This is a genomic window from Pseudomonas sp. BF-R-26, assembly GCF_019947395.1.
Classification (GTDB): Bacteria; Pseudomonadota; Gammaproteobacteria; order Pseudomonadales; family Pseudomonadaceae; genus Aquipseudomonas; species Aquipseudomonas farris.
The window spans coordinates 88,191-109,659 of record NZ_JAGYGK010000005.1 but is presented as its reverse complement, the minus strand read 5'-3'; the positions used below and the strand labels follow the sequence as shown (position 1 = coordinate 109,659).

Genomic DNA, 21,469 nt, shown 5'->3' with positions numbered 1-21,469 from the left:
GCAACAGTCCTTTGATGATTGAACGGATTATCACGCAATTCCACGGTTCATATAATAAAAATAGAAACTTTAATAAGGGCATGGAATATGACGCTTCGCCTCTTTTTCCATAGTGATGACCTCAAGGCCAATGTGGAAGTCCTGGATTGCACGCCCTACGAGAACGAATTCGCAGTAGTGCTGCGCGCCACACTGTTTCATCCCCAAGGCGGCGGGCAACCCTGGGATACCGGCTGGATCGGCGAAAGTCAGGTGCTGCGCGTGGTACAGGATCCGGACCGGATCATCCACTTCGTCGACCACCCGGTAAAACTCGGCATGATCCAGATTCGGGTCGACGAGCAACGACGCCGGTTCAACACGCGCATGCATTCGGCGGGGCATCTGATCGGCCACTTCGTCCAGGCGATGGGCTGGATGCCGATCAAGGCTCATCACTGGCCGGATGAAGGACGTGTCCAGTTCAAGCCGGCAGAAAGCGCGCAGGAGGTCGATGCCCAGACGATTCAACACGGCATCAAGCAATGGATCGCGCATGACCTGCCTCGCCTGACGTCGTTGCGCGAAGGCGCCCGGGAAATCGGCTTCGGTGAACTGCCCGCCTACGGCTGCGGCGGCACCCATGTACGGAGCCTGAAGGATTTGGGCACGGTCACGATCGCTTCCCTCTCACAGAAAAAGGGAACGCTGTCAGTCCACTACAGCGTGGATTGAGCATTCGGGCGATGTCGGCCCCGTCATCGCCTGACGCCGGGGGAACCTGCGTTCGCGGGTTCTGTTGACTATCTGATAGATGGACCTAAAGACATGATGCTTGACGTCGAGCGTCTCGATGAGACGTGCATACAAAAACTGGCCAACGAAGAAGTCCTCGCCATCCGCGTCAAAGGCTTGTTGCCTCGGCCGCTGGCGATCCAGATCGGCGACAAGATTCTTGCCCCGGGCTTCGAAGGCTACATCAACGCACCGAGCATCGGTCGCATTGGCATGGCGTTTTATGAAGCGGAAAACCAGCCGCTGCTGATCGAGGATTACTTCGAGCGCGCCACCAGCAATATCGCCGAATTGCGCAGCCGTTGTGCGCCCTACTCCTCTCCTGTCGATACGTTGCGCTGCATGCTCGACGAGTCTTGGCCGGCGGGGGCGCATCTGGAAAATCTCTATGGCCGCAAGATGTATGTGGGGCTATCCCGGGTCGTGAAACCCGGGGTGTGCTTCCTCGCCCATCACGACATTTTCGCCAAGGATGCCCCGGACAGCTTCCAGGCCAGAAGCCTGGAAGCGCAGTTCGCCTGCAACGTTTATCTGAACATGCCGACCGAGGGCGGCGCGTTGCAGATGTGGGACCACGACATTTCCCCAGACCAGTTCGACGAAATGCGTGGCGACAGTTACGGCATCGACCCTGCCTTGCTCGGCCCTCCGACCCTGGAGATTCGTCCTGAGCCGGGTGATTTCATCATGTTCAATTCGCGCTGCATGCACTCGGTGACCCCGGGGGTGGACGACCCGCGATTGAGCCTTTCCTTCTTTGTCGGCTATCGCGGCAATGCTTCACCCCTGACTTTCTGGAGCTGAGATGTTTTCGAATTACCTGGGCGAATTTCTGGCGCTGGCAACGATCCACTTTCTGGCCGTGGTCGCCCCCGGACCGGACTTCGCCGTAACCATTCGCCAAAGCGTGCGTTTCGGCCGCTTAGTGGGCATCTGCACGGCTCTGGGTATCGGCGCGGGCATTTCCGTGCATGTGCTTTACACCTTGCTCGGCGTCGGCGCGCTGATGCATACCACGCCCTGGTTGTTGACGGTGGCCAAGGTGGTGGGGGGTGCCTATATTTTGTACCTCGGCGTGAGCTTGATACGCAGCAAACCCAAATCGGCAATTGAAGGCGACAAGGGTGCAGAAGCGTCAGCTGAACGGCAGACCTTGTTCAAGGCCTTCAGCACGGGGTTTCTGACCAACGCCACCAACCCCAAGGCCACGCTGTTTTTCCTGGCGATCTTCACGACCATCATCAGCGCCACGACGCCGCTGCAGATTCAGGCGCTGTACGGGCTGTGGATGTGTTTCGTGAATGCCTTGTGGTTCGTGATCGTGGCGCTGTTTTTTTCCAGTGCCCGGGTGCGATTGCTGTTCATGCGCATGGGGCACTGGTTCGAACGAACCATGGGGGTGATCCTGATTCTGTTCGCTGGCCGGTTGATTCTGTCGATGTAAAACAAACGGCCCGCCAGTCTGACTAGCGGGCCGTCGATTCATTGCTTGCTTGATAACCCGGACATTTACCAAAGCGCCAGGGTATAGCTGACGATCAAGCGATTCTCATCCAGATCATTGCCAAAGTTCGAACGCACCGACGCGTTGCGCCATTTAAAGCCCAAGCCTTTCAACGTACCGTCCTGCACCACGTAAGCGATATCGGTGTCGCGCTCCCACTCCTTGCCTTCACCCGCAGCACTGCGCTGCACGTTATCACCCGAGATGTAGCGGGTCATAAAGCTCAACCCCGGCACACCCAATGCGGCGAAGTTATAGTCATAGCGCGTTTGCCAGGAGTGTTCGTCAACGTTGGCGAAGTCATTGATCTGCACGAAGTTGACCAGGTACGGATCGCTGCGTCCGATGTACGGAAACGGATCGTCGCCGCTCATGCGCTGGTAGCCGAAGCCCAGCGCGTGACCGCCGAGGCTGTAGGTAAACATCGCACCGAGAGCCTGGTTGTCGAGGTCACGAAAGTTGCCATCTTCAATGCTGCGCGCATAGCGCACGTCGCTCTTGAGCGACTGACCGGCCCCCAGATCCAGCAGGTGGACCAATCCGAGGTAGTTTTGCTGGTAGATATTTTCCAGCTTGCCGTAGCGGTACTGCGCTGTCAGGTTCGGCAGGAATTGATAGTCAGCCCCGGCGAACTGGAACTTGTCGCTTTGCCCGCCGATGCGATTGGCAGTCATGTCCTGATAGTCAGTGGAATCAACAAAGTTGATCTGCGTGAGTTGACCGGCGGTGAGCTTCAAACGGTCTATTTCCTGCACATTGACCAGGCCGCCTTTGAAAGTTGACGGCAACAGGCGAGTGTCGTTGGAGTTCACCACCGGATCCTTGATCTGCAACGTCCCCAGCTTCAGGGTGCTCTTGGACAAGCGCACTTTAGCGGTCAGGCCCAACTCGCCATAGCGATCCTGCGAGCCGCCCGACAAATCCGGCGGCAACAGATTGGTGCCCGCCGTGCCGCCGCCGGAGTCCAGTTTAAAACCGGCCATGCCCAGCGCATCCAGACCGAACCCCAGCGTGCCAGCGGTATACCCGGACTCCATCCGCAACAGAAAACCCTGCGCCCATTCCTCGGCTTTGTCTCGCGAGCCGTCCTGGCGGAAATCGCGATTGAAGTAAAAGTTGCGTGCTTCCAGGCTGCCTTTACTGTCGGCAATGAAATCCGCCTGAGCGGCCGGTGCGCCAAACAAGCTCAAACCGAGCAATGTGCCGACCGGGAGGTACAACCGTTGGGTGGAAAGCGAATAGTGCATGCCGTGCTCCTGTTTCGGACGCGAGCGAGCCCTCTCGGGGGCGTTGCGATCGCGACCGATGTTTGTCGATTAGCAATGGATCAGCGACGTCTGGGCACAATTGCCCAGACGTGTCGTGGTTCAGGATTCGAGTTGGCGACCGCGGGTTTCCGGCAGGCTTAACGCGGCCAGAATCACCACGCCATAGGCACCGGCAGCGAAGATTCCGATCCCCGTACCAATCGGCAACGTTTCGCTCAGCGCACCGATGAACAACGGAAACAGCGCTGCAATGGAACGCCCGGCGTTATAGCAAAAGCCCTGACCCGAACCGCGCATGCGAGTCGGAAACAACTCGGTCAGAAAAGCGCCCATACCGGCAAAAATGCCCGAAGCGAAGAAACCCAACGGAAAGCCCAGCCAGAGCATCCAGGTGTTGTCGATGGGCAGTTGGGTGTAGGCCAGAACGATCGCCATGGAGCCGACGGCAAACAGGATGAAGTTCTTCTTTCGACCGATGGCATCGGTCAGCAATGCACTGGTCACATAGCCGATGTAGGAGCCGACGATCACCATCGCCAGATAGCCGCCCGTGCCGAGCACGCTCAGGCCGCGCTCGGTTTTCAGGTAGGTCGGCAACCACGTGGTGATCGCGTAATAACCGCCCAGCGCGCCAGTGGTCAGCAACGAAGCGCGCAAGGTGGTACTGAGCATCCGAGGCGCGAAGATTTCAAAGAAGGCCCAACGCGAATCCTTCTCCGGCTTGGCCTTGCGCTCAATGCAGGCCTGCTCGAAGGTGTCCGACTCCTTCACCAGCCGGCGGATCACCAATACGAATAGCGCTGGCACCAACCCGATCATGAACAACGCCCGCCAAGCCTCTTCCGGCGGCAGAAAGCTGAATAATCCGGCATAGAGCAATGCCGTAAGCCCCCACCCCAGCGCCCATCCGGCCTGCACCATGCCCACTGCCTTGCCGCGATCCTGGGAGCGAATCACCTCGCCAATCAGCACTGCACCCGCTGTCCATTCACCGCCGAAACCAAAGCCCATCAAAGTCCGGGCCACCAGCAGTTGCTCGTAGTTCTGTGCCAGTCCGCAGAGGAAGGTGAAGAAGGCGAACCACAGCACCGTCAGTTGCAGGGTGAGCACTCGGCCGATACGGTCGGACAGTATTCCGGCGATCCAGCCACCCGCCGCCGAGGCCAGCAGCGTACAAGTGCCAATCATCCCGGCATCACCCTTGGAGATGCCCCAAGTGGCAATCAGGGTCGGAATGACGAAACTCAGCATCTGCGTGTCCATGCCATCCAGGGCATAGCCGATCTTGCAACTCCAGAAGGTACGCTTTTCATTTTTCGACAGGGGGCCGTACCAACTGAACGGGCCGGTGCGGCCCGAACCTGAAAGCACGTGGTCAGTCATGGTCTTTTCCATGGGAGTTCCTGCGGCAGCAAGCGAAGATGACGGACACGCCTCATTATTTTTTTGTGAAGGCGTTGTCGTGGGGGGCGGACGCAGTGGCTGCGTCGTGGAGCGGATTCTTCGCGCCAAGGCCAAACGGCGTCAAACGGGAAAAAAACGAGGTTATGCATAAGAAAATTTGATACCCCCGGCGACGAACTCTGGAGTAACAATTACTGCACCCCCACCACGGTTCTCTGTGGAAAACAGTGAACGCCCTACCACGAGAACCGCCATGAACCTCAAATTTCTCGAAACCTTCGTCTGGGTCGCACGCCTGCAAAGCTTCAGCCTCACCGCAGAGAAAATGTTCAGCACTCAGGCCGCTATCTCCAGCCGGATTGCCTCGCTGGAAGAAGAGTTGGGCCTGCGTTTGTTCGTGCGCGATTCGCGCGGTGTGTCGCTCACGCTCGAAGGTCTCAAGGTGCTCGACTACGCCGAGCAGATGCTCGAGGTTCAGCGAGCGTTGAAACACTCGCTGGACAACACCAACCCGCAACAGGGCCTGGTGCGCATCGGTGTGATGGATACGGTGATCCACACCTGGCTCAGCCCGTTGATGTCGACCTTGATGCAGACCTTCCCCGCCGTGGAAATCGAGATCACGGCCGACGCCGCACGCAATCTGTGCGATCAGCTGCAAAAGGGCTACCTGGACATCGTGTTCCAGACGGACCTGATCCGCCACGAAAGTGTGCGCAACCTCGAACTGGCGCACTACCCCATGCACTGGATCGCCGCCAGTAACTCAATCTATGCCCGCCCCTATGCCTCACTGGCCGAAATGGCCAGTGAGCGCATCATCACCTTCGTCAAAAACTCCCGGCCGCATCAGGATGTGCTCAACCTGCTGCACGCCCATGGCATCGGTACGCCACGCGTCAGTTGCGTCAACTCGGTGTCGGCCATGACCCGGCTGATTCGTGACGGCTTCGGCATTGGCGCCTTGCCGGCCGCGCTGGTGGCCAAGCCCTTGGCCAGCGGCGAGCTGATTCAGCTGGAACCAGGCACCCGCTTGCCGCAGCTGGATGTCGTGGCTTCATGGCGCGCCGGAGTCGGCCTGGAATTGATCGAAAGCATCGTCGACATGAGCCGCCAAGTGGTGTCCCAATACGCTGCGGATGTCGGCCCGCTTCGAATGGTTCCGGCACCCGGTCTCAACAGCCGACGGACTCTTGAATAACTTTTAGTTGTCCCGGGGTAACAACATTCCTGGTTGGACGCCATCGTCATGGTTTTCTAAAAAGGGTCATCGAACCTGAAGAGATGCCGTGATGAGCCAACCCACCCTGTCTTTCGAACAACTGAAGCACAGCGTTCCACTGGCCCTGCGCCAATGCATCGCTGCCGGACAATATCAGGGCCACACCAGCGGCTTGGCCCAAGGTCGGGTGCAAGCCAATATCGTGATTCTGCCCAATGATTGGGCTAACGAGTTTCTCCGCTATTGCACGCTCAATCGGCAGGCTTGCCCGGTGCTCGACGTTACCGAACCGGGTGATCCGTATTTTCGCAATCTCGGCACAGCCATTGATATCCGCCACGAGGTGTCCCGATACAGGGTCTATCGCCATGGCGAACTGAGCGAAGAACCGTCAGATATCGAGCATTTGTGGCAGGACGATCTGGTGGCCTTCGCCATCGGTTGCTCGTTCTCCTTCGAACAACCGCTGCTGGATGCCGGCATCACCCTCAGGCACATCGATCTGGGGCGCAATGTCGCCATGTACCGGACGAACATAGACACCCGCCCTACCGCGCGCCTGAGCGGCAAGCTGGTGGTGAGCATGCGCCCGATGAAGGCCGCCGCGGCGATCCAGGCGATCCAGATCACCGCACGCATGCCCAACGTCCACGGCGCGCCTGTGCACATCGGTGATCCGGCGCTGATCGGCATCGATTCACTAAGCAGCCCGGACTACGGCGATGCCGTGCCAGTCGAAGCCGACGAAATCCCGGTATTCTGGGCCTGCGGTGTGACTCCGCAATCGGTGGTGCAAACTTCGCGTCCACCACTGTGCATCACCCACGCCCCCGGCTGCATGCTGGTAACGGATGTTTTGAATAGTGCTTTGTAAATGAGTGCGGGCTCGCGTGAAATAGTAACGTGAGCCTTGGATTGGACTGTTTTCAACCTGATATGGATGCCACGGACAAACAATGAACACTGCTCAACAATCGATTCGACAGTACATAAACGCCAAGGACGGTAACCGCCCACATTTGTTACCCCAGGCCTTTGCGCCAGACGCGATCCTGGACATGGTCGTGCACACCGGGTCTATCTCGTTTCCACCCCACGTTGAAGGCCTTGGCCCCATCGGCGATGTGCTGGTCAGGCGATTCGGCCAGACCTTCGAAAACGTCTATACCTTTTGCCTGGGACTCCCACCTGAACCGCAGGCCAGAGCATTCCAGTGCAAATGGCTGGTCGGCATGTCCGACAAGAGCTCCGGCGAAGCCCGCGTCGGTTGCGGTCTGTATGAGTGGCAGTTCAGCCCCGGGTCGGGGCTTGTCGAGAGGCTCACTATCACCATTGAGCACATGAAAACCCTGCCGGCGACTGATCTGCACTGCATCATGGAGTGGGTATCGCAACTGGACTACCCATGGTGCAGTTCGCAAGCATTAGTGAACAATGTTCCTGACATCGACACGCTTGAAGAGGTGATTCAGTACATTACGGCCAATATTCCGACCTGCACTTCGCAGGTGTAGAGCTACACAATCAGCCGTATTCAGCTTCCTTGTCATATCCCCTCAGACGCCATTGTTAGGTTTGGTCTGCATTCGAAAAGTACAAACCGGCACGCCTGAAAAACGCCACTCAATGAGTGGCGTTTTTGTGAAATATGCAGCGCAAAACCCCAAGAAAAACTCGCGGGAGCGTAAAGCACCCCTTATTTCATCAGCATCTGGCGCAATACCAATGATTGCGTGGCCTGACCGTGGCTTTCAGAAAAAAACCAGCATCTGTATCGAAAGTTTTCGTTCAAAGCATGGCGCTTTGCCTTGGTTGAACTACCTTTCAAACAAGAAGAAGACATAACGGTTCGAAATGCCACGTTAGGTTCAGCGATCAGATAGCGGAATGGCAAAAGGAGTTACCTCACTATGGTCCTGGCAAGCATTTTCCGGCTCTTTGCTTTGATTGCCGGTTGCTTTTTAGGGGAGTCAGGTCGGCGCAAAGTGCCGTCTTTAGCTGCTGTTGCTGTCGAGCCCGAGCCTATCGTTCGGCTCGACAGCTCAGGTATCTGGATCACTAAAAACCGTTATAGCGAAGGTCGCTCGTTGTTCCGTCAGAACAGCGTATTGCAGTTGCTTGCATGTAGCACCACGGAATATTGCCGGGGCCATTAGTCAGGGGTCTGGCGGGGTAGAGGGCCGACCAAGGCCCCTTGTAGTGATCCGAGGCAACCTAGTTAGCCTCAAAGATGGCCTATTCAGCGAGGATGCACTTAATGAGCTATCGTACCGTGCCCGCTTTCAAGCGAATTATCCAAGGCCTGTTCTGGACGGGCCTCAGCGTGAATGCGGCTCAGGCCGCGCCGGCCAATTGTTCGCAACTGGATAATATGCCGACAACGTTTGAGGTCGGTCAGGGGCTCCAGAATGAACTGCGCGTCCCCGTCCCGGTGACACAGCTGGCAGTCGGCGATCCGAAAATCGCCGACGTGCAACCCAGCGGCAACAACCCCAATGCCTTCTTGCTCACCGGTATGGCGCCGGGGACCACCAGCCTGATGGTCTGGACCGCCTGTTCGACAACGCCGCGCCAAAGCATGGTGTTCGTCAAGGGCAAGGCCACCGCGGCGCTCACCAGCGTCTCGACAGTGCCTTCCGAAGACCCGCTGTTGCCGATCCAGGTGCAAACTGACATCCGCTTCGTTGAAGTCAGCCGGACCAAACTCAAGGAAGCCAATGCCTCGATTTTTGGCCGCCAAGGCAACTTCCTGTTCGGCTCACCGAGAACCTTGCCCACCGTCGGCGGCATTGTCACGCCGTCGGTGCCGGTGAACAACGGCATGTTCAACTTCGCTTTTGCGTCCAGCGATACTCTAGTGTCGATCAACGCACTGGAAGGCAGCGGTTTCGCCTACACCCTGGCACGGCCAAGCCTGGTAGCGCTCAGCGGGCAGAGTGCGAGCTTCCTGGCCGGTGGTGAAGTGCCGATTCCAGTGCCCAGTTCCGGCAGCGATAACGTGTCCATCGAGTACAAGGAATTCGGTATCCGCCTGACCCTGACGCCGACCATCATCGGGAAAAACCGTATCGCGCTGAAGGTGGCACCGGAAGTCAGTGAACTGGACTTCACCAACGCCGTGAGCATCGCCGGCACCATCGTTCCGGCGCTGACCATTCGACGTACCGACACCAGCATCTCCCTGGCCGACGGCGAAAGCTTCGTCATCAGCGGCCTGATCAGCACCCGCAACAGTTCCCAGGTGAACAAGTTTCCGGGGCTGGGCGACATCCCGATTCTGGGCGCGTTCTTCCGCGACAACAGCATCAACCGTGAAGAGCGTGAACTGCTGATGATCGTTACCCCGCATCTGGTCCAGCCACTGGCTGCCAATGCACAACTACCGTCATTGCCTGGCGAACAGCTGCGCAATTACGACCCGAACTTCTACCGCATGTTCTTCCTCGAAAATGGCGATTTCGACAGTCGCTCCGGGCTCTCGCAATGAGCCTGAATCAGACTTGCCTCGACCTCACTCGTAACGGTGATCTTGAACGCTTGCCAAGCCAGCTTTATTGCCATTGGCCAGGCGTTCAACGTGTTGTAGCCAGAGGACACTCGATGAAAGCAGTCATTGCAATAGCGGCGACAATAATGCTCACAGGTTGTGCCAGCAATGGCTTGTCGTCGCGACCGGCTGAGTGTGCCAAACCCGCTTCGGATCAAGAGCTGGCCCTGAGCTTGGCCGATAACATGGTCAGTGAGGGCCGTTTGTATGCCAGCCTGGCGAATCTGGAAGGTTTGCCCGACAACCTGGTTCAGGTTCGCCTGCGCAAGGCTCGGGTGCTGCGCTTGATGGGGCGTAACGAGTCAGGCCCGTTGTATCAAAGTTTGCTCGGCACCTGTCTGGCCGCTGATGGCGAACATGGCTTAGGCCAATTGGCCGCAGCCAAAAATGATTACGCCAACGCTACCACTCACCTTGAGCGTGCGGTGAAGATGGCCCCCACCGACGACAGGATGCGCAATGACCTGGGGGTGGTCTACCTCAATCAGCGACGGATCCCTGAAGCACGCTTCGAGTTCATGACCGCCATGGAGCTCAAACAGTCCAATTCACTGGCGGCACTGAATATGGTGACGCTGCTGATCTATCAGGATAACTGGAAGGCAGCTTCCGAACTCGTGACCCGCGCCAGCTTGAGTCCTCAGCAAGTCGCAGAGGCTCAGAGCCGCGCGGAAAAACTCAAGGCTTCTGCTAAAAAAGCAGTGGCATCCGAGGGGAATCGCAGAACTGAGGTAGCCGCTGCCTCATCCAGTGCGACCAAGTAAAACGTACGAGGAGTCGAGATGAATACCAAGAGGCTGTTGATCGTGTGCATGGCTTGCCTGTCCACCAGTGCCTGGGCTTTTGAACCAGGCCCCTCTTCGAAGGAGCAAAAAGGCACCGAGCAGTGGATGCAGCTACAGATTCGCGGCATCGTTGCTTCGCCCAAACTGCAAACCGCTTCGGCCACCGAACGTGACCTGGCCATGCAGCGCTGGCTGAACAGCTTCCTCTACCCGATTCCGGAGTTTTTTGATCAGGATGCAGCGGGAAAAATGACCATCAGCAACTGAGGCACGTCAAGGGGTGATCAGCCTCTGGCGTCGTTCAGAGTGGCCTGGCTGCAAAGCCGGGCCAGACGTCGCATGCAGGAAAGCATTGGCATCTACACACTATCCAAGCCTGGCCGAATTACCCTGTAGGAGCTGCCGCAGGCTGCGATCTTTTGCTCTTCCACGATCACTCGGCCATCAAAATCAAAAGATCGCAGGCTTCGCCAGATCCTACGCTTGACCGCGGTGTTCCTTAAAGGGGTGTCTGGTAACTATCGCTTGCGCCTTGACCAGCCTGTCACCGAACGTATCGCGACAATCAGCGCCAGGTCGTGATTAACAGATATACGCAGGCTGCGATCTTTTGATTCAGAGGCCTGGGCAACGAATTGCCTGCCAGAAAAATCAAAAGATCGCAGCCTGCGTCAGCTCCTACAGGGGGATGTGTAAAAGCTCGGTTGGCAAGGCCATCCTGTTCGACAGCAAGGACCTTGTTACTTCCCGAATGTCTTGAGTACCCCGATCATGGCAGGACCAATGGCTATCAGAAAGAAGCTCGGCCACAGACAGAAAATCAGCGGGAAGATAAGTTTGGTGCCAATTTTCGCCCCTGCCTCTTCGGCGGCCTGCGTACGCCGGTCACGGAACTCATCGGCATAGATGCGCAGAGTATCGGCCACGCTGGTACCAAAACGGATGCTCTGCGCCAACAGACTGACTAACCCTTGGACGTCATCCAGACCGGTGCGCACAGCCAGTTGCTTGAGCGCCTCGGTACTGGAAATGCCCGCGCGGATTTGCGCATTGACCAAGGCCAGTTCTTCAGCCAGTTCAACCTGACTGACTGACATTTCTTCAGCCACCCGTTCGATCGTCAGAGGCAAGGCCAGGCCCGACTCCACACAGACCACCATCAGGTCCAGGGCATCTGGAAAAGCGGCACGCAGCCTGCCCTGCCTAGCCTGCTTGCGTTTTCCGACATACAGCGCGGGTACCAGCCAGCCGACAGCAGCCGCCGCTAACACTATCAACAACCCCGTAATCAGAGAAAGTTTGGGGATTATCGGCAACACCAACAGCGCAAGGCCTACCAATATCAATGGCAACAGCAAACGCACCGCCCAGTACATTTGAACAGCCGATTGTGAGCGATAACCAGCGTGCGTCAACAGGGTTTGGGTGGCAGACGTTTGAGCGCCATCAGTCGAGCCAAAGCGTTGGCCGACCCGTTCCAGCAATAATTGCAGATTACCCGGTGCGTCCTGCCCGGATGTACTTCCTGAATGACCGCGTTTGATCAGCGCCAGACGACGCTGTACGGGGTCCTGCAGCCCCAACAGCAGTAGCACCACGGTAACGATCGCGAGTACTGCACTCAGACTCATCGCACCGACAAACAACAGGCGCGCCATCTCCTCATTGCCTGTCACTCGATTGAACAACCCCAGCAAATAGTCCATGACCTGCACCTCCACATGGTGAATAAGGCTTAAACCTGAATCCGTATGATTTTGCGAATCCAGAAAATCCCGACCAACATGGAACCAAAAGCCCCAAATATCAGCTTATGGCCGATCGGGTCATTGAGTAGCAAAGGCAAGTAGTTAGGGCTGGTGATTACGATCACCGCCGCCAGCACGAAAGGAATGGCCACCAGTATCCAGGCGGACATCCGCCCTTCGGCCGACAAGGTCTTGACCTTGCGCTGAAAGCGAAAGCGCCCGCGAATCAGCCGACTCAGACGCTCCAGTACCTCAGTCAGATTGCCGCCGGTCTCGCGGTGAATAAGGATCGAGGTCACGAGCATCATCACCGTCATGCTCGGCATTCTCTCCAGCAGGCCGAGCATGGCCCGGCGTACATCGTTGCCATAGTTGATATCGGCGAAGGTCATACCGAACTCATGAGCGACCGGCCCCTTGTGCTCCTCGGCGACCAGGCGCAAGGTTTCGTTGAACGGGTGTCCGGCGCGCAGGGCACGGCACATGGCATCCAGCGCATCCGGCAGGCCTTCCTCGAACTCAGCGAAACGTTTGCCACGGTCACGAAAAATTTTCAGCACGGGTAACCAGAACACCCCGAAGCCCACCAGCAGCGCCATCCACCAGACTGACGAGATCATCCAGATCGAAATGCCCGCACAGACGCCCAGGAACAGCCCGAGCAACAGCACCCGATACGCCCGGTATTCGTGTCCGCCCTGCTCGATCACCTGTGTCAGGTTCGCCATAAAAGGCAACTGCTCAAGCATGGCCTCCAGTGGCGACAGGCGCGTCAGGTATTTCTGCCGCAACACTGTCTGCATGTTAGGCAGATTGTTGGCCTTCTCCAGTACATGCAAGCGGCCGCGGATGCGCTTGCGCATCTTGCCGGCCTCGCCAAACACCGGCACCACCACGCCCTGGGACAGGAGGAACGCGGCAATAAACACCATGCCGAGGAACATCAGAATGAATTCACCAGGAATATTGTTCATGACTGCCGCGCCTCCATCCACTCAGGCCTGAACATGTTAAGCGGCAACTCGATGCCACGCTTGGCCAGTACATCGCGGAAGGCCGGGATCATGCCGCTGGGGCGATAATCACCGAGCACCTCACCGTTTTCGCCCATGCCTTGGCGCGCAAAGGAGAATATTTCGGTCATGGTGATGATCTCGCCTTCCATGCCGTTGATCTCCTGCACGCTGACCAGTCGGCGCTTGCCGTCTTCCTGACGTTCCAGCTGGATCACCACATCAATGGCCGAAGCGATCTGCTGACGCATGGCCTTGATCGGGAAGGTCGCCCCGGTCATCGACACCATGTTCTCGATTCGCCCCAACGCATCGCGTGCGGTGTTGGCGTGGATGGTGGTCAAGGAGCCGTCGTGACCGGTGTTCATGGCCGTCAGCATGTCCAGCGCCTCCGCGCCGCGCACTTCGCCGATCACAATGCGATCCGGGCGCATCCGCAGGCTGTTGCGTACCAACTCCCGCTGACTCACCTCGCCACGCCCCTCGATATTCGAAGGCCGGGTTTCCAGGCGCACTACATGAGGCTGCTGCAGTTGCAGTTCAGCCGAATCTTCGATGGTGACGATCCGCTCGTTCTGTGGAATGAAACTGGACAGCACGTTGAGCATGGTGGTCTTGCCGCTGCCGGTACCGCCGGAAATCAGCACGTTCAAGCGTCCACGGACAATCGCCTTGAGCAGCAGGGCAATGGCCGGGGTCAACGTCCCCACCGAGATCAGGCTGTCGGTATTGAGCAGGTCCACCGCAAAGCGGCGAATCGACATGCTCGGACCGTCGATGGCCAGCGGCGGGATAATCGCATTGACCCGCGAACCGTCCTTGAGCCGGGCGTCCACCAATGGCGAGGACTCGTCGATACGACGACCCAGGCTGGAAACGATGCGGTCGATGATGTTCAGCAAATGCTGATCATCGCGAAAGCGCACATCGGTCCGTTGCAGTTTGCCGAAGCGCTCGACATAGACCGAGGCAAAACCGTTGACCAGAATGTCGGACACGCTGTGATCGGCCAGCAACGGTTCCAGGGGACCCAGGCCGAGCACCTCGTCGGTGATCTGCTTGATGATCAACTGGCGACTGGAGGTACTCACTGGCGCCGAATGCTCATCGAGCAAGCGCTGGCAAATATCTCGAATCTGCCGCGAGGCCTCGGCCTGTTCAAGGGAGTCCAGCAAAGACAGGTCCATGACTTTGAGCAACTGCTGGTAGATCTTTTCCCGCCACTCGGCTTCCACCGGGGTGACCTGGCTTCTGGTTTCGTAAAGAACATCCGGTACCGCACGTTCCCACGCCATTATTTCCTCTGCCGGGTCCAGCAGGTCGTCGGTCGCCGACGATGAGGCGGGTTTAGCGGACTGTTTGCGCAAGCGGTTACGAAAGTCGCTGATCATGGGTCATCCCCCGAAAAAACGGTTGAAGGCGCGTTTGAGTAAGCCTTTGTTCCCGGCCACCTGTTGACCGACCAGGTCCTCGGTCATGTCGCGCAGTGCGGCAGTAATCGCTGCCCTCGGCGCATGCAGCCCCAACGGCACGCCAGTGTTCTGACTCTGGCTGACCAGGTTGAAGTCGTTGGGTAATTTCGACAGATTGGTGCAGCGCAGCGCCTCGCCGATATCTTTGAGACTGATCGCTCCCGCCTTGTCATAGCGGTTGACCACTATCTGCAATTGATCCCCGCGCACGCCCAGGTCATCGCGAAGAATCCGCACCAGGGAGCTGGCATCGCGCAAATGGCTGACGCTCTGTTGCACCACCACGTACACCCGATCCACCTGTTCCAGCACGGAGCCGGTGAGGTGGTCGATTTGCCGCGGCAGGTCAATCACCACCCAGTCATAACTGGCGCGGGCCAACTTCAACAGGGTGTCAAGTTGCTCGGGTTGGGCATCTTGCGGCAGACACAGCTCACCGGCCCGGCCACCCAGCACATGCAAGGTGGGGCTGAAGTGACTGCAAAAACCGCGTAGCGCGACGCTGTCCATGCCGTCGATCTGGTGCAACACCTCCAGATGGCTGTGCGACTGCGCCACATCCAGATAATGCGTCACGCTGCCGAATTGCAGATCCATATCGAGCAACAGGGTACTGCCGCCCCTGGCGCTGAGCTGCTGAGCCAGGTTACAGGCCACCAGGGTTCCGCCGGAGCCGCCCTTGGCGCTCATCACGGCGATCAATTTCCCTTCCGCCCCACTGCCGGTCCGAACCTCCATGACCAGCCGATTCAAGGCGGCAACCAATTCCGTCTCGGCGATGGGCTCGGGCAGCACGTCACGGGCGCCGGCCTGCATCGCCATACGCATGCCTTCCTGTTCGCTCAGCAGACCGCAGACCAACATCGGCGGACGTTCATGGGCCGGGTGCAGCAACAGCGCCGCCAGCTCCTCACGCCACAGATGGCTGACGCGCAACAGCAACAGATCGGGCATGCGGTCCAGACCGTAGAGCGGGTCGACATGCCCGTTGCTCACCAAGCGAGTGCTCACCTCAAGGCCGGGCATGCGCTGGCAGACACTCTGCAGATCGCGCAAAGAGGTGGCATCACGGCTGCTAATCAGCAACCGGAGCCCGGCTTTGCCAGTCGAGCTGGAGACTGGCGTTTCCTTGGTATTCAGCATGGTGTGATCTCCCCGGAATCGGAATGACGCCCGAGGCTTTCGCGTGGCAACGTTGCCCTGAATGTGGGCAAGGTAATGGGCACGCCGAACCCGGGAATAAACAGGTTGAAAACGAAGTTTTGCAGGCTCAACTGGACGTAGCGGATGGCACGAAAGCCGTTGACTCCACTCGTGTCGGCGGGGTTGCCCACCTGAGCGCCGTCTACGTCCAGATAGGTCAACGTCAAGTTGGTGGTGGCCAGATCGGTGATGATCTGGCTCGCACCGGCGTCGGTCGCGGCATTGAAGATCGCCCGCCGCAACACCACCGGATCACTGATATTGCACACCGACGCCAGGCGCGCACCACGGCGCACGACTTCATCTAGCGCATTGATCGTGAAGTACAGGCGGCCGATTTCCAACGCGCCGAACAACAGCGTGAATATCAGCGCGCCGATGATGGCGAACTCCACCACATAGGTGCCTTGCATGCGTTTGCGATTCATCACAGTGCCCTCATGACAGTGGTGGCGACCAGCGGAATGCTCAGCGCAATCGGATTACCGAAAAACCCGGGAAGCGATCCGGTGCAATTGCCACCGCCAATCACCGGGCAGAATGTAAAAGTGATGGTGACTCGCACATGGTCGGTGCCCACGGCGGCGACGACCACGTTGTTGGCCGTCAATCCGGATATCACTGGGGTTCCGGTCTGGCTAGGCACGCCATAGACCGCGACGTTTTTCGTCTGGGTCTGCAGCGTATTGCTCAGGGAGACCGCACCGAGCGTCGAGTTCCAGGCTTGGCTGGCGACGAAACGGTCGGCATCACGGCTGGCCTGCAGCAGTACGTTGTACTGGTAGAGCATGCGGCCGAACTCACCGAAGGCCAGCAACAGCAACAGCAGCACCGGCAGGGCCAGGGTGAATTCCACCATGGCCAGGCCCTGCTGGCGCCGCGGATGTTTAATCGCGTGAAGTCTCATGACGCCTCCTATGAGTCTGTGCTCGGAGTGCCGCTGCCGTTGAGATAGGTTTTGTAGAGCTGAATGATCTGTGGGCCGGAATCGTTCGTCGGATTAGGACCGGGCACATTGTCGCCTTCGCACTCCTTCACAAACTGGCCGAAGATCTGCGCTTCCGTGCCGCCGTTACTCATTGGCTGCACCACGAAATAGCAACCAAAACCCAGGACAGGGATCGAGGTGGTACCGCCCTGTTGGCCGGTGCAGTTGCCCACCACGATTTTCAGCATCCGGCGCTCGAACACCCCATTGCTCTGACAGCCACTGCCGGACCCTGCCACACAGGCCGCAGCACTCACACGCCAGTCGTTGTAGTCCTGTATCGCGTTGCCGCCCGCCGTGAGATCGCCGTTGTTCGAGGTGACGGTTTGCCCCTGGTATTTCATTTGTGGTGGGGAAACTGAGTCGTCGTAAGTGATCGCGGGATTGCTGGACGTGGTCACCAGGTCGGGCGGATAGGCCGAGGCACTGACCGGGCCGTTGTAGATGCCGAAGCGCGTATTCAAGCCTTGAGACGCAGGGCCCACCGTGTTGCCGGGTTTGGTCTGGACATTTTCCCCCACGTTGCGGCAGATTGAGCCGCCTCCGGCCATATCTGTCCTGACCGAACTGCCGCCCGAACCAAAATCGAGCAACTGAAAGTTGCCTGGACCAATGGGGGACGAATTGCCGGCAGCCGACTTCAATACTTGCAAATCACCAAATTGGAAGCCCCAGAACATACCGGCGTCCGGGTCGTATTGAGCCGGATCGCCACAGACCATCAAAGGTGCGAGATCACAGGGGCTGGTAGGGCTGGGGCCTGCGGTGGCGATCGCCGACACTGCTTTGTTCCCCAAGCCGCTAGTGCCGAATGTCTGGACGAAGTTCCAGAAAAATCCTGTCAGGCCATAGTTCGGTACCGATACCCGAACATATTTGGCATCCGCAGGCCCCGGATAGGTAAATGGGCCATAGACGCTGCTTGCCAGTTCCACTACCGCGAAGCCTGCGTTGCCAACCATCGCCGTGGCCAATTCGCTATTACCCATGGCATTGGCATTTTGCGCCAGCGTATTGAGCGCGGCAGTGCGCGTTACGCTGGCAGGGTTGCTACCACCTTCCACCTGGCTCAGGGTTTTGGCACCGCTCAGGGCGGCGGCGTCTACAGCATTCTGCAGGCGCGTTTTGTTCAACAACATGTGGCCCACGTCGAGGGACAAACCCGCCATCATTAAAATCGCCGCTAACGCGATTACCATCAACACGCTCACCGATCCAGCCTGGCGCCTTGGCGTCGCAGTGAACGGCTGCCGAATACGAAGATTCATCATCAAGCCCTCATTTGCCGAAACTGACTCGGATCGGCTGCCAATACCTGGTGCCCAGGCACCCTACCGCCCTGTCAACGTTTGACTACACTGGCTTGGGTCCCACGGATAATGGTGATAGCCCCACCAACCTCGCCATTGCCGCGGCGCACCACGCGTTTTGGCGCCGGGGCAGCGGCCATCGCCATGACCGGTGCGGCAGGCGCAACGGTCGCGATTTTTTTCTCGGCGTTCAGCGGATTGCGCAGGGTCAGTTGCAATTTCCCTTCCGTTTGCGCGGTGACCAGGGTTTCAGCCTCTGCGGTCGTCATCTCAAGCGTTACTGCGCGCACCACCACCGGTTGGGTCTTGTCGGTACCCGCCGTCTGGTCCACCGCCAACACCCGCAAGTTCTCGAGGATGGTCTTGGACACGGCGTTGTTGCCGCTGCCATCAGTGCGTTTGGTTGCCAGCACATCGACCCGGTTACCCGGCAAGAGGAATCCGCCCACGCCGACCACATCGTCCACGCGTACCGATATGGCACGTTTGTCTGTCGCAATCAATGAAGCCAGGGTGCTGCCCCCCAAATGCTCACTCAGGCGCGCGCCGCGCATGATGTCGCCCTTCAGGATGTCGAACGTCGCGATCTTGCCCACTGCTTTGTCGGTGGAGTCGAAGGCATCGTCTGGAATCGTGTCCATGGGCATGCGCATGGTCGTGACCTGTTGGGCCTCGACCATCTGCCCGAATGGAATTTCTACCGTGGCGACCACCACGCTTCGTAGGTGGTCATCCGGGCTGGCATTGAGCCGGGCGCTCAGCCAGGAGTCGGCCATCCATGCAGCACCAAGGCCCATGACCAGGGAAACGCCTACCAGGGTAAGAGTACGAGAGCTCATGTCAGTATCTCCGTATCAAAGAAAGTCGAGCTGGACGAAGTAGTTGTGCCAGGCCCATTCCAACTCTTGCGGTGACAATGGTCCGGAACCACCCATATAACGCTGACGATCGAGCGCCATGTTCAGGAGATCGCGGGGATGGCAAGGCACCAGGGGCATGCCTTCACTTGCATAAAGTCTTTGCAGGACATACCGCAGCAGCAGCGGGTCAAAAGGAATACCCAGACGCTCGCTTTCCTGACGCCAGATCTTTTCGTACTCCTCAGGCTTCAGGTAACCGAATTGCAGTTTGTAGCCAATCCGGCGAAGGAAGGCCTCATCGGCCAGTTCCAGAGGATTGAGGTTGGTGGAGAACACCAGAATCAGATCGAACGGCAGCTCGCAATGCCGACCGCCGCCCAGGTTGAGGAAATCGCGTTTCTCTTCCATCGGTACGATCCAGCGGTTCAACAGCTCGGCGGGCGCCATGCGCTGGCGTCCCATGTCGTCGATGATGAACAGGCCATTACTGGCCTTGAGCTGCAAGGCGGCCTGGTACTGACGGGTCGAGGAGTCATAGCGAACGTCCAGCTGTTCCATGCTCAACTCGCCGCCCGTAATAACGATAGGGCGTTTGCAGCACAGCAGTCGACGGTCGATCCCTTCGTTGAGCATCAGATTGTTCTGTTGACTGTTGTCATCCAGACGCTGATGCACCTGCGGGTCGTAAATCTCGATCACTGACTCGTTGATAACGATGGCATGCGGCACCCAGATGGCCTCGGCGAACAGACGAATCAGCCGACTGCTGACATACGTCTTGCCGGTACCCGCGGGGCCATAAATCATGATTGCGCGACCGGAGTTCAGGGCCACGCCCAGCTGATCGAGCATCCCTTCCGTGAGCACTACGCCGGCGAGGGCCCTGTGCATTTCATTGGCAGTGATGCGACCGTGGTGAATGGTCTGGATTTTGATCAGGGACCGATAGGTACTCACCGGAAAAGGTGCCGCGCCGATGTAGCCACTGCGCGACAGAGCGTCGCGGGCAGCACTGCGACCGCGTTCGGTCAGGCCATAACGCAACATCTGCCCGCCCGTTGTTTGCGGGCCCATTTGGCCGAGCACTTCAACACGGCCATCCTTGCGCAGGAACGCCAGGACCTCTTCAAGTACGGCGCCGGTCAGCGCCAGGCGCTCCACCAGCCGCGACATGTCCAGCACGCCGGCGTCATGCAAATGCTTGCACACCAACTCGCCGAGGAAACTGTCGCTCAGACCAGTCTCGCGGATAGTGCAGGGCTGAGGAGCCAACCGCTGCACCGCTTCTCGTTCGCTGGGGTAGGCATCACTATCGACGATGACGTGCATGACTAACCTCCAAATCCACCGGCAACGAGTTGCCAGTAGACGCTGTTCAACGTCCCGAGCAGGATCGCAACCGTATAAGGAAAGGGCTTACCGGCCACCTCGTCCGAGCTCGGGGTCATATAGGCCCGCGCCCGAAGCATCAACCGATAACGTCCCAGGGTTTGCAATAATTGACCGCGCATCAGCACGATCAGGAAACCGCACAAGCCTCCCCATAGCAGACTGAAGAACACAGCCCACAAGGCGTAATGGGGGGGTAGGAAACTGCCAACCATGGCCATCAGCTTGACGTCGCCGGCAGCCATGCCGCCCAGGGCATACATGGGCAGGAACAGCGCAAAACCGATCAGGAGGCCCATCAGGCCGTCCCCCATCCCGCTAATCCCACCTGAATAAGTCTGGCCGGCCAATCCCAAGGCCAGACCTACCAGGATCAGCAGGTTGGGAATGCGGTGGCGACGCAAGTCGCTCACCACCGCCACGCCCAGCAGTCCTATCAGCACAACGGTCGCTACCAGCTGTTCCATGGACATTGCGCATCTCCCTAACAGAGTTGTTGTTATTAGCAGGAGCCAGGAACAATGGCGTTACAAATAGCCCGGATTCTGGTATCCACAACCCCGCCGAGAAGCGTGAACGCCCCGACCACAGCTACTGTGATCAACCCACCTGCCACCGCGTACTCCACAATGGTCAGGCCGTCTTCGTCTTTGGCGAACTTCACTACCGAAGCCTTGATTGTTTGCATGATCATTTTGCCCACCTCACTCGAATGTTGTTTTTTCTGAGGCAGTGCGTTTTGCTCTGCCTGGATGCAACACTAGTCAGGGGCAAGGCATAGGCGTTAGGAAGATTTTGCACATCACTAGGACTTTTTTGCGGGTGGTGCCAACTACCGTTAGTTGGCTTTTGGAAGGAATGACGGGGTAAAGAAGGAAATGACTTGCGAGTGCGATTGTCGTTGATTCACAAGCGACGAGCGGTTGAGGCTTGGGGCATTGATTCCACGCTAACAAACAATCGGGCAGGGTCGATTTTCAAA

At 58.2% G+C, this 21,469-nt stretch carries 22 protein-coding genes; 9 read left to right on the top strand and 13 right to left on the bottom strand.

Going from position 1 to position 21,469, the window contains the following annotated elements:
- Positions 1–87: 87 nt before the first annotated feature.
- From KGB18_RS08250 to KGB18_RS08240, 3 genes are all read left to right on the top strand, one after another.
- Positions 88–714: an alanyl-tRNA editing protein gene (locus tag KGB18_RS08250; protein WP_223569673.1), complete on the top strand. Its 627-nt coding sequence runs from the start codon at positions 88–90 to the stop codon at positions 712–714.
- A 93-nt stretch (positions 715–807) separates the two neighbouring features.
- Entirely contained in the window at positions 808–1,578 is a 771-nt protein-coding gene (locus KGB18_RS08245; protein ID WP_123357826.1) for a 2OG-Fe(II) oxygenase, read from the top strand.
- Position 1,579: 1 nt separating this feature from the next.
- Entirely contained in the window at positions 1,580–2,218 is a 639-nt protein-coding gene (locus KGB18_RS08240) for a LysE family translocator (protein ID WP_052964877.1), read from the top strand.
- Positions 2,219–2,283: 65 nt separating this feature from the next.
- Here KGB18_RS08240 and KGB18_RS08235 read toward each other — a convergent pair whose 3' ends face one another.
- Together KGB18_RS08235 and KGB18_RS08230 are read right to left on the bottom strand one after the other, a co-directional pair.
- Positions 2,284–3,525: an OprD family porin gene (locus KGB18_RS08235; protein ID WP_223569672.1), complete on the bottom strand. Its 1,242-nt coding sequence runs from the start codon at positions 3,523–3,525 to the stop codon at positions 2,284–2,286.
- 120 nt (positions 3,526–3,645) lie between these two features.
- The gene (locus tag KGB18_RS08230; protein ID WP_038983634.1) at positions 3,646–4,929 is read right to left on the bottom strand and encodes an MFS transporter; all 1,284 of its coding nucleotides are present in this window, start codon (positions 4,927–4,929) and stop codon (positions 3,646–3,648) included.
- Between the two features lie 274 nt (positions 4,930–5,203).
- Between KGB18_RS08230 and KGB18_RS08225 the strand changes: the two genes are divergently transcribed.
- The 6 genes from KGB18_RS08225 (at position 5,204) to KGB18_RS08200 (ending at position 10,771) form a co-directional block, all read left to right on the top strand.
- Complete coding sequence (locus KGB18_RS08225; RefSeq protein WP_123723061.1) at positions 5,204–6,151, top strand: LysR family transcriptional regulator; 948 nt, start codon at positions 5,204–5,206, stop codon at positions 6,149–6,151.
- A gap of 91 nt (positions 6,152–6,242) precedes the next feature.
- The gene (locus KGB18_RS08220) at positions 6,243–7,046 is read left to right on the top strand and encodes a putative hydro-lyase (protein ID WP_123723060.1); all 804 of its coding nucleotides are present in this window, start codon (positions 6,243–6,245) and stop codon (positions 7,044–7,046) included.
- An 82-nt stretch (positions 7,047–7,128) separates the two neighbouring features.
- A complete protein-coding gene (locus KGB18_RS08215) occupies positions 7,129–7,686 on the top strand; it encodes a hypothetical protein (RefSeq protein ID WP_123723059.1) in 558 nt (185 codons plus the stop codon).
- Between the two features lie 743 nt (positions 7,687–8,429).
- Positions 8,430–9,659, top strand: a complete 1,230-nt coding sequence (locus KGB18_RS08210; protein WP_123723057.1) for a type II and III secretion system protein family protein — start codon at positions 8,430–8,432, stop codon at positions 9,657–9,659.
- A 113-nt stretch (positions 9,660–9,772) separates the two neighbouring features.
- Positions 9,773–10,483: a tetratricopeptide repeat protein gene (locus KGB18_RS08205; RefSeq protein ID WP_123723056.1), complete on the top strand. Its 711-nt coding sequence runs from the start codon at positions 9,773–9,775 to the stop codon at positions 10,481–10,483.
- Positions 10,484–10,501: 18 nt separating this feature from the next.
- Entirely contained in the window at positions 10,502–10,771 is a 270-nt protein-coding gene (locus KGB18_RS08200; protein WP_201060626.1) for a DUF3613 domain-containing protein, read from the top strand.
- A gap of 473 nt (positions 10,772–11,244) precedes the next feature.
- On the opposite strand, the gene KGB18_RS08195 is transcribed toward KGB18_RS08200, so the two are convergent.
- From KGB18_RS08195 to KGB18_RS08145, 11 genes are all read right to left on the bottom strand, one after another.
- Entirely contained in the window at positions 11,245–12,210 is a 966-nt protein-coding gene (locus KGB18_RS08195; protein ID WP_123723054.1) for a type II secretion system F family protein, read from the bottom strand.
- A gap of 29 nt (positions 12,211–12,239) precedes the next feature.
- Positions 12,240–13,226 carry a type II secretion system F family protein gene (locus KGB18_RS08190; protein ID WP_201060625.1) on the bottom strand — a complete coding sequence of 329 codons (987 nt, stop codon included), beginning with the start codon at positions 13,224–13,226 and terminating at the stop codon, positions 12,240–12,242.
- The gene (locus KGB18_RS08185) at positions 13,223–14,656 is read right to left on the bottom strand and encodes a CpaF family protein (protein ID WP_201060624.1); all 1,434 of its coding nucleotides are present in this window, start codon (positions 14,654–14,656) and stop codon (positions 13,223–13,225) included. The genes KGB18_RS08190 and KGB18_RS08185 overlap by 4 nt, the downstream gene beginning before the upstream one ends.
- Before the next feature lie 3 nt (positions 14,657–14,659).
- Positions 14,660–15,880, bottom strand: a complete 1,221-nt coding sequence (locus tag KGB18_RS08180) for an AAA family ATPase (RefSeq protein ID WP_123723051.1) — start codon at positions 15,878–15,880, stop codon at positions 14,660–14,662.
- Positions 15,874–16,368: a TadE/TadG family type IV pilus assembly protein gene (locus tag KGB18_RS08175; protein ID WP_123723050.1), complete on the bottom strand. Its 495-nt coding sequence runs from the start codon at positions 16,366–16,368 to the stop codon at positions 15,874–15,876. The genes KGB18_RS08180 and KGB18_RS08175 overlap by 7 nt, the downstream gene beginning before the upstream one ends.
- Complete coding sequence (locus tag KGB18_RS08170; RefSeq protein WP_123723049.1) at positions 16,368–16,847, bottom strand: TadE/TadG family type IV pilus assembly protein; 480 nt, start codon at positions 16,845–16,847, stop codon at positions 16,368–16,370. The genes KGB18_RS08175 and KGB18_RS08170 overlap by 1 nt, the downstream gene beginning before the upstream one ends.
- Before the next feature lie 8 nt (positions 16,848–16,855).
- Complete coding sequence (locus KGB18_RS08165; protein WP_123723048.1) at positions 16,856–18,199, bottom strand: pilus assembly protein TadG-related protein; 1,344 nt, start codon at positions 18,197–18,199, stop codon at positions 16,856–16,858.
- Between the two features lie 71 nt (positions 18,200–18,270).
- Positions 18,271–19,077 (bottom strand): Flp pilus assembly protein CpaB, encoded by an 807-nt coding sequence (gene cpaB / locus KGB18_RS08160; RefSeq protein ID WP_123723047.1) that lies wholly within the window; start codon positions 19,075–19,077, stop codon positions 18,271–18,273.
- 15 nt (positions 19,078–19,092) lie between these two features.
- On the bottom strand, positions 19,093–20,427 hold the full coding sequence (locus KGB18_RS08155; RefSeq protein WP_123723046.1) for an AAA family ATPase: 1,335 nt from the start codon (positions 20,425–20,427) through the stop codon (positions 19,093–19,095).
- A gap of 2 nt (positions 20,428–20,429) precedes the next feature.
- On the bottom strand, positions 20,430–20,960 hold the full coding sequence (locus KGB18_RS08150) for a prepilin peptidase (protein ID WP_123723045.1): 531 nt from the start codon (positions 20,958–20,960) through the stop codon (positions 20,430–20,432).
- Between the two features lie 29 nt (positions 20,961–20,989).
- The gene (locus KGB18_RS08145) at positions 20,990–21,181 is read right to left on the bottom strand and encodes a Flp family type IVb pilin (protein ID WP_123723044.1); all 192 of its coding nucleotides are present in this window, start codon (positions 21,179–21,181) and stop codon (positions 20,990–20,992) included.
- Positions 21,182–21,469 lie beyond the last annotated feature (288 nt).